The organism is Collinsella sp. TF11-5AC, from assembly GCF_003436775.1.
Classification (GTDB): Bacteria; Actinomycetota; Coriobacteriia; order Coriobacteriales; family Coriobacteriaceae; genus Collinsella.
Genome location: NZ_QSQO01000001.1, coordinates 254,864 through 263,055, shown reverse-complemented (window position 1 = coordinate 263,055; position 8,192 = coordinate 254,864). Strand labels below are relative to the sequence as shown.

At 56.5% G+C, this 8,192-nt stretch carries 7 protein-coding genes; 3 read left to right on the top strand and 4 right to left on the bottom strand.

Going from position 1 to position 8,192, the window contains the following annotated elements; genetic code table 11:
* From DXD16_RS01280 to DXD16_RS01265, 4 genes are all read right to left on the bottom strand, one after another.
* Positions 1–718, bottom strand: a 718-nt coding sequence (locus DXD16_RS01280) for an ATP-binding protein (protein WP_117654857.1), incomplete at its 3' end; no start/stop codon positions are given.
* The gene (gene istA, locus DXD16_RS01275) at positions 715–2,022 is read right to left on the bottom strand and encodes an IS21 family transposase (protein WP_233502553.1); all 1,308 of its coding nucleotides are present in this window, start codon (positions 2,020–2,022) and stop codon (positions 715–717) included. The genes istA and DXD16_RS01280, both read right to left, overlap by 4 nt.
* Positions 2,023–2,153: 131 nt before the next feature.
* On the bottom strand, positions 2,154–2,663 hold the full coding sequence (locus DXD16_RS01270; protein WP_233502551.1) for a transposase: 510 nt from the start codon (positions 2,661–2,663) through the stop codon (positions 2,154–2,156).
* A 302-nt stretch (positions 2,664–2,965) separates the two neighbouring features.
* Positions 2,966–5,437: a glycosyltransferase gene (locus DXD16_RS01265; protein ID WP_117654856.1), complete on the bottom strand. Its 2,472-nt coding sequence runs from the start codon at positions 5,435–5,437 to the stop codon at positions 2,966–2,968.
* Between the two features lie 156 nt (positions 5,438–5,593).
* Here DXD16_RS01265 and rfbA point away from each other — a divergent pair, with 156 nt between their 5' ends.
* From rfbA to DXD16_RS01250, 3 genes are all read left to right on the top strand, one after another.
* Positions 5,594–6,493: a glucose-1-phosphate thymidylyltransferase RfbA gene (rfbA, locus tag DXD16_RS01260; RefSeq protein ID WP_117654855.1), complete on the top strand. Its 900-nt coding sequence runs from the start codon at positions 5,594–5,596 to the stop codon at positions 6,491–6,493.
* A gap of 94 nt (positions 6,494–6,587) precedes the next feature.
* Positions 6,588–7,025, top strand: a complete 438-nt coding sequence (locus DXD16_RS01255) for a DUF4869 domain-containing protein (RefSeq protein WP_117583286.1) — start codon at positions 6,588–6,590, stop codon at positions 7,023–7,025.
* Positions 7,026–7,034: 9 nt separating this feature from the next.
* Entirely contained in the window at positions 7,035–8,009 is a 975-nt protein-coding gene (locus DXD16_RS01250; RefSeq protein WP_117654854.1) for a hypothetical protein, read from the top strand.
* The last annotated feature ends 183 nt before the right edge of the window (positions 8,010–8,192 follow it).

The following is an 8,192-nucleotide window of genomic DNA, read 5'->3' as shown; positions in this document are numbered from 1 at the left end:
ACGTTGGTGAAAATGGTGAAAAATATATTGACGCTAACAGCGTGTCGTCGCCCGTGAAGAACTCATCCCGCCCGCTCGGGGCGATGTTGCTCGTGAGGACCATCGCGTTCGGCCCCTCCTTCTCGTAGCGCCTGTCGACGACATCGAAGAACAGGTCGGTGCACGGCCTGTCGTAGACGCATCTCCCCACCTCGTCAACGATGAGGCACGACGGCTTGACGAGCGAGGAGACGACCCGCGAGGTGTTTCCCCGCTGGACGGCCTTCTGGAACCTGTCCCTGAGCTCGGTCGCCTTTATGTAGTAGGTCTTGAGCCCCCGCATGCAGCACTCGCGCCCGTAGGCCTGCGCGAGGTGCGTCTTCCCTATGCCGCCGGGCCCGACGAAGGCGACGTTGCGGTGCGCGTAGAGGTCGGCCAGCGACGGGAGCTTGCCCAGCGCGGCCGCGTCCCGGCCCTGGATCCTGGAGAAGTCGAAGCCCTCGAAGGTCTTGGGCTCGCGCCTGGGCAGCCTGCTCAGCCTCAGCAGCGTCTCGATGGAGGCGAGCCTCCTCTTCTCCGCAAGGTAGGAGAAGGTGGCTGCCACGGCGGCCATCTCCCCGTCGCCGAGGTCGAGGTCCGAGGCGAGGGTCGCGAGCTCCTCCGCCCCGACGGCGATCCCGAGCCTCGACGCGGCGTCGCTCGCGAGCTCGTAGGGGCTCGCCCCCGCGCCCGCCATCATTCGGCCCTCCCGAAGTCGAACCTCTCGAAACCGGGTTTCGTCCTGGGCGGGGCGATTTGCTCGACCACGGTCCCCACCGGCTGGGTCGGCAGCTCCTCGGGCTGCGCCGGCGATGTCTCCCACTGCCCCTCGCACCAGCTGTCGGCGCCGGTGCCGACGGCGTGGGCGACGAGCTCGCGGGAGAGGTCGTCGCTGTATATGTGCACCACGCGCCCCTCCCGGTTCACCCTGCACTCGCGGCGGACGTACCAGTAGGGCACGCCGTAGCGGTGCCCCTCGAAGCTCACGAAGCCGTCGAAGGAGATCTTCCGGCGCGGGCACAGGTACCGCTCGACCTCGGCCGTGACCTCGAGCGGCCTGGTGTTCGCCGAGCACGCCGCCTCGTGCTCGCGCATCGGGACGCATGCCGCCGCGCGCCGCCAGCGGCCTCCCTGCTCGGCGCACCAGAGGGCGGCCTCCCGGTTGAGGGCGTCAAGGTCGGTAAAGGACCTTCCCGCGAGGAAGTTCCCCTTCACGAAGCGGACGAGCCTCTCCACCTTGCCCTTCGTATAGGGGTGGCGCGGCCTGCACAACCTGGTGCGGAAGCCGACGACGCCCATGAACTCGGCGTAGTCGGCCTGCCAGACGGGCCGGCCGTCGGCATCGCGGCGGACGACCACGCTCTTCATGTTGTCGGTGAGCACGGTCGCGGGCACGCCCGGCGCCGAGAACGCGTGCAGCATCCCGATGAGGAGGTTCTCCTGGCGCGCGTTCGGGAAGAACTCGACGTGGGCGCCCCCGCAATGGTGGCAGACCATGGCGAAGCAGGCGATCCGCGCCCGCTCCCCGCCAGGGCGCTCGACCGCGACGAAGCCCCAGTCCATCTGGTAGGCCTCTCCGGGCGCCGTCCTGAAGCGCTGGCCGCGGCAGCCCTGCGGGGCCGCCTGCCGCCTCTTCGCGGGCACGAGGTCCCGGTGCGCGGCGATATAGGTCTTCACCGTGGTGAGGCCGCCGGCGTAGCCCTGGCCGAGCAGCCGCTCGAATATCACCTGCGAGTTGGTGACGCCCTTCCGCAGGAGGTCGTCCACCAGGCCGGTGTGGCCGGCGAGCACGCCCGGCGCGGCCCTCCTCCCGCTGTTCCCGTGGGGCAGGGCCCTGAACCCGTGTGCCCTGACCGTCCTCGCGCGGGAGCGGGTGAGCCCCGTCCTCCTGCAGAACTCCGCGAGGTTGCATGCCTGCGGGTCGAACCCGTCGCCCTCCTCCGCGGCCATCTCCCGGAGCGCCGCGTCTATAATCTCCTGTAGGTCATCGTGTCTCTCGTTCACCTCAATGGTCCTCCTAACGCCGGCGTGTTGGCACCACCAGCGTAGTGGCGGCGGGGAGGCACGGTGGCCATTATTCGGTGACCGGGATTGGTCAAAATAGTTTGACTATTAGCGGCTAAAATCGCCCGGCGCTAACAGCACTTGACGTAGGTCGCGTCGAGCCAGACGTAGGGCACCGGCGAGCCGCCGAGCGGCCTTCCGCATAGGTCCTCGATATCTGCGTCCAAGCTCGAGGCGATGGCGCTCACCTGGTCCTTCGAGAGCCTGGAGACGCCCATCTTCTCGGCCACCCTCTGCACCTTGCGGGTGCTCGTGCCCGTGGCGTACATCTCGGCCACGGCGGCCACGAGCGCGCGGTCGACGCGCTGGTAGCGCTCGAGCACGTCCTCAGGGAAGAAGCTGCCGGAGCGCAGCTTGGGGATGCGCAGCGTCAGCGTGCCGACGCAGGTGGCGAGCGACCTCTCGCGGTAGCCGTTTCGGCTGTTCGCCCCGCCGCCGCACAGCTGGTCGGCCTCGGCGTCCATCACGGCGTTCACGACCTGCTCGGCTAGTCTGCGGAGCAGCTCCTGCATGTCGATGGCGCCGTCGTCGAAACGGGGCATGGCGAGCATGTCCGGCGTCGGGTCTGATAAGATTTCCATAGCGGTCTTCGTCCTTTCCTAGAACCTGTTGTTGTGGTGATTTCAGATTCTAGGACGAAGGCCGTTTTTCGTTAAACGGGCGCTAGGGTGTCACCCTTACACCAACATTTTCGACGCGATCGCAGAGACTTTGACCGAGCGCTGGGTTGGCATGCGAGAGGCCAACATGAGGCCGTGCCGCGGGGCGGACCGCAGGTAGCAAAACGGCACCGGAGCCCATGTCGGGCCCGGTGCCCAAGCGCGATATCGACGGCGCAGTTTCGCGATATTCAACAGCGCCCAAATGAGTAAATACTCATTATCTATAAATGATAATAACGATTCGCGGGTTCCCCGACGGTGAAGTTTGGATTCATATAAGGATCGCCTTTGACGTAATACTTAGCCCATCGATAATTCATGTACGCGACCTCTTTGTGGAAGCGAATCTGCTTCTCCGTATTGTTTTCAACGCCTCTAGAAATCGACTCGTAGTGATAGAGCTCGACTTCGGGTGTGTATACAATTAGGTCGTTGATCTCGCGTAGCTTTAAGCAAAAGTCAACGTCATTAAATGCAACTTGAAGCTCTTCCGTGAAACCTCCGACTTTCTCATATTCATCACGCTTGGTCATTATGCAAGCTGCGGTGACGGCGCTGAAGTCTTGTTGTGCATCGTTGAGTGCAAAGTAGCCCCAGTTATCCCTTGGCATGCTTTGGCAAAGATGTCCTGCCACGCCACCAGTGACGCATAAGCCCGCGTGCTGGATGGTGTTGTCGGGATAGTAGAGTTTTGCACCAACTGCGCCAACATCCTCACGTGCGCAGATGCCAAGCATAGTCTCAATCCAATTGGGCGTAATTACCTCAGTATCGTTATTCAACAGCAAGAGATAGTCGCCCTTGGCGTGAGCAACGCCAAAGTTCATGAGCTTGGAGAAATTGAATTCGTGCTTCCAAGTTACAAGACGAACGATGTCAGGATATTTTGCTTGCAACTTATCGTAATAATCGAACGTCTCCTTTTCTGTGCTGTTGTTTTCGATTATGACAAGCTCGAAATTGTCGTACGTTGATTTCTCAACAATTGACTTAATGCAGTTGTCCAGAATGTTGGCGTGGTCTTTAGTTGGAATGATAATTGACACGAGTGGATGGGAATCTGGCACAGCGTAGGTTACTTTATATGTAAAGGGACGACGCGCTTGTTCGACCTTCGCATTGAGCCCAAGCCTGTCCAAATGACTCTGGACCGCTTTGATACCTGCGATAGTGGCATACGGCTTGCTATCGGCATTTGCTGCGGTGGAGGTCTCGCTTAGGCGCCAGTGATATAGAACCTTTGGAACATGATGAACTTTCCTTGCCTTTTCCACGGCGCGGAGAGTCAGATTATGATCCTGCGCTCCATCGAACTCTTTCGCGTTCGGTTCTAGAGTGTCAAGCAGAGACTTACGGATGGTAAGCATATGGCAGATATAGTTATTGTTTCTGAGCAGATCGATATTGAAATCCGGCTTAAAGAACGGCTGCGCTAGCTTTCCATCAGGCAAGAGTTTATCTTCATCACAATATAGAAGATCGACGTCATCATTGTTTTCAATTGCCTCGGCATATGAGAACAACAAGTCCGGTTCAAGAATATCGTCATGGTCAAAGAAGCTAACGAAATCACCCGAAGCGATGGCAACGCCGGCGTTTGTATTTTCGGAAATGCCCTTATTCTCGGTAAGGTTAATTGATTTAATTCTGTTGTCGTGGGCCGTCTCCTGCTCAACGTGAACCTTTAGTTCCTGATTGTCAGGACTTGCATTAACTAGGATGAGCTCCCAGTTTGCATAAGACTGGTTTTTTACGGATTCGGTCATATCGTTAAAGAACGAAATGGGTGTGTTGTATAGAGGGACAATAATGCTGAACTTCGGAGCACTGTTGAAGACGATTTTTCTCTGCTTCTCCAGAGCGCCGATGGTTGCCTTATGCTCCGTGAACCATTCGGGGTATTCAGGGTCAAACTGCGCATGGGTAAAGAGAAAGTTGGTCTCCTCAAGAAGCAAGCCTAACTTATCGGGTGTTAAGCAGTCAAATGCACTGAATGATGGGTGATTTTGATCGTCAATAACAAAGTAGTAACGATCGAACGCCTTTGGCATTCGAATTGAGAGCTGCGTTTCAAGCTGCTTTTTCTCAGACGTAAATCCAACGCTTGTTACATTCGAACCGAAATTGACGATGCTCAAATTAACTTCATTAAGGGTTCGATCGAAACAACGAAGTTTGATTTGCGAGTCGCTACGATAAGGAGTTCTCACCGTGCACCTAAGGATATAGTCGCTTGAATCTTCGATGCACTGCCAGAAATCAATCGTTGCCATGTCAAACTCTGAAACGTCATCGTAGTTTCGGAGTTTGCTGCACATGTCAGGTTTAATTTTGTAGTTAAGGCGCGACTCCCATTTGATGTTCTTGCAATTTAGCGAAAGGGAGTCGCTGCTCAGGGTGCGACCGTCTTGGCCGATTTCGCTAAACTCAATTTTGATGGTGCGAGCATCGGGATCGGGGACTACAAGGACGTATGAGTTCGAGTCACAACTATTGTCCCGGAATTTTAGGAGGGATAAAGGTGAGCGGCGGTTATCGTCTGTAGCCGCCTGGGCTGTTACGCTGGAGCCTTTATGGATGCCTTCAATCTTAAGCTGCTGGTAGATTTTCCAGTTTCCTCTGCATACTCCGGTTGTTTCGACTCGCATTGTTTGCCTTTCGTTTGTTGGACACTGCTCATTGTACTTTTTCATTTGTTGCCTCGCTAGAAATGCAGAAAGAGTTGCGTGTTTCTGCTGTCCGATTTAAATAAGAAGACGGGGAGGTTGCTGCCGGTGCGTATAATTTAATTAACTATGCATCTGTAATCAGCGGCTTTTGCTCAACGATTGTCAATCGAGAGGATTTTTATGAAAGGCATCATCCTCGCCGGCGGGTCCGGCACGCGCCTGTACCCGCTCACGCTCGTGACCTCCAAGCAGCTGCTGCCGGTCTACGACAAGCCCATGATCTACTACCCGCTCAGCACCCTCATGCTGGCGGGCATCCGGGACATCCTGGTCATCTCCACGCCGACGGACCTCCCCAACTTCGAGCGCCTGCTCGGGGACGGCTCTCGCTACGGCGTGAACCTCTCCTACGCCGAGCAGCCGAGCCCCGACGGCCTGGCGCAGGCCTTCACCATCGGCGAGGACTTCATCGCCGGCGAGCCGTGCGCGCTGGTGCTCGGCGACAACATCTTCTACGGCAACGGCCTGTCGCGCCACCTGACGCGCGCCGTGCAGAACGCCGAGTCGGGCCGCGCCACGGTCTTCGGCTACCACGTGGACGACCCCGAGCGCTTCGGCGTCGTCGAGTTCGACCGCGAGGGCAGGGCCGTCTCCATCGAGGAGAAGCCCGCCGAGCCCAAGAGCTCCTACGCCGTCACCGGCCTGTACTTCTACCCGGGCGACGTGGCCGCCAAGGCGCATGAGGTCGAGCCGTCGGCCCGCGGCGAGCTGGAGATCACCACGCTCAACCAGATGTACCTGGAGGAGGGGACGCTGTCCGTGGTGACCCTCGGACGCGGCTACGCGTGGCTGGACACCGGCACCATGGAGAGCCTGCACGAGGCCGCGGAGTTCGTCCGCGCCGTGGAGCACTCCCAGGACCTGCCGGTGTCCGTCCCCGAGGAGATCGCCTGGGAGAACGGCTGGATCACGACCGCCGAGCTGGAGGAGGCCGCGAAGGCCTACGGCAAGTCGGTCTACGGTCAGCACTTGAAGAAGGTCGCCGCCGGCGAGATCGTCAACAGCCCGCGCGAGTATTAGCGCCTTCTTGCTTTCTTTTAGGGGCCACCGTTATTTGGTGGCCCCTTTCGTTATGATTACGGTGACCATATAGCCAAAATGATTGGGGGTGGATGTGTTAAGCGTCTACTTTGGCGATATGCCAGAAGCGATTTACAACACAGCGACATATTTCAAAAACTCTTACCGGTCTTCTTGGATTACGGATCCCTATGCAGTTTCGATAATTAAAGATGTCGATCGATCGGATGTTGTCTCCGAAAACGTCATCGAAAGCCCTGTGCTTGGATCCATCTCCCCACTCCAGCTTTCTGGTGGCGTGAAAACGCTGCTGCTTATGAGATTTGATCGTAAGCATATTTTTAACGCCTCTACCTGTGGTGACAACTGTGTCAAGTGGATTCTTGACATGGCGAAAGACCGCAAGCTCGTTGTGAATCTCTATCATGTGATGGACTTTGGTCGCGAGGATTTTAAAATTAAAGTCGTGAATAGCGGCCGAATCGTTCACAACATGGCCGAATTGATTCACGAGTCAATTCCGTATCTGTAGGTGCTGCTTATGAACGGTTCGCATCTTGTTAAGATTTCCCGCCGCAGGGGAACCAAGTACACATTTACCATCAAGCGAAACATCACTATTGTGCGTGGCGATAGCGGCACGGGCAAGACGACACTGTTTGATATGGTCGCAGACTACATGCGAACGGGTGAGCAGTCGGGTGTTTCCTTGCAATGCGATTGTCCCTGTGTCGCCCTGACCGATTATGATTGGCGAAACCAGCTTTCGTCCGTTCATGACTCGATTGTATTTGTCGATGAGGGCTTAAAAGAGATTCATTCTGATGAGTTTGCCCATCATGTGCTGTATTCCTCGAATTATTTCGTGCTGATCTCAAGGGCTGATTTCCCCAATCTTCCGTATAGCGTGGATGAGATTTACAAGATTAAGACGAGCGGAAAATACCATTCTTTCGTCCCTGTTTATCAAGATCGCGGGAATCATCGTTATGCTATTTCCCGGTCGGCGCCAAAACAGGACTTTTCTATCCTTCTATGCGAGGACAGTAAGTCTGGTTTCCAGTTCTTTGAACGGCATTTCGCTGACAGTGAGCTTACCTGTACTTCGGCCATGACGAACAGCGCGATTTTGGGCTGGTTGGATCAGCATCTCGACGATCGCGTGTTTGTTGTCGCGGACGGGGCGGCATTTGGGTGCTATGCGGACCGCGTCCTTAAGCTGCAAGACATTCACCGCGATACTGTTACGGTTTGTCTTCCCGAATCATTCGAGTGGCTTCTACTGAGCTCCGGCGTAATTTCAGGGCTAGATGCCAAAGCAGTTCTGCAAGAGCCGGAAGCGTTTGCAGACAGTGAGAAGTTTAAAAGCTGGGAGGACTTCTTCTATAAGTACTTACGCGATAAAACTGGGAATTCGGTCTTCCGGTACGACAAAGACTGCATTCCGGAGGCGTTTTGTAGGGGAAGTAATTCTGCGAAGGTTATGGCTCTTATCGCGTGCCGAAATGTCCGATAGTTTTGTTGAATAGTGTCGCGGCATCACTTCCTGCGGCATACTAAAGAAGCTGTACATGCTTCAGATTGGATTTTCATGTCTGAGATTTTTGAACCTAAGAACATCATCGTCACGGGCGGCTGCGGCTTCATCGGCAGCAATTTCGTCCACTATGTCGTGAACAACCACCCGGGCGTCCACGTC

What these genes read in the sequence shown, in the direction of transcription:
- rfbA (WP_117654855.1), top strand. Translation starts at nt 5,594, where the DNA reads ATGAAAGGCATCATCCTCGCCGGCGGGTCCGGCACGCGCCTGTACCCG.
- DXD16_RS01270 (WP_233502551.1), bottom strand. Translation starts at nt 2,663, where the DNA reads ATGGAAATCTTATCAGACCCGACGCCGGACATGCTCGCCATGCCCCGT.
- DXD16_RS01265 (WP_117654856.1), bottom strand. Translation starts at nt 5,437, where the DNA reads ATGAAAAAGTACAATGAGCAGTGTCCAACAAACGAAAGGCAAACAATG.
- DXD16_RS01250 (WP_117654854.1), top strand. Translation starts at nt 7,035, where the DNA reads ATGAACGGTTCGCATCTTGTTAAGATTTCCCGCCGCAGGGGAACCAAG.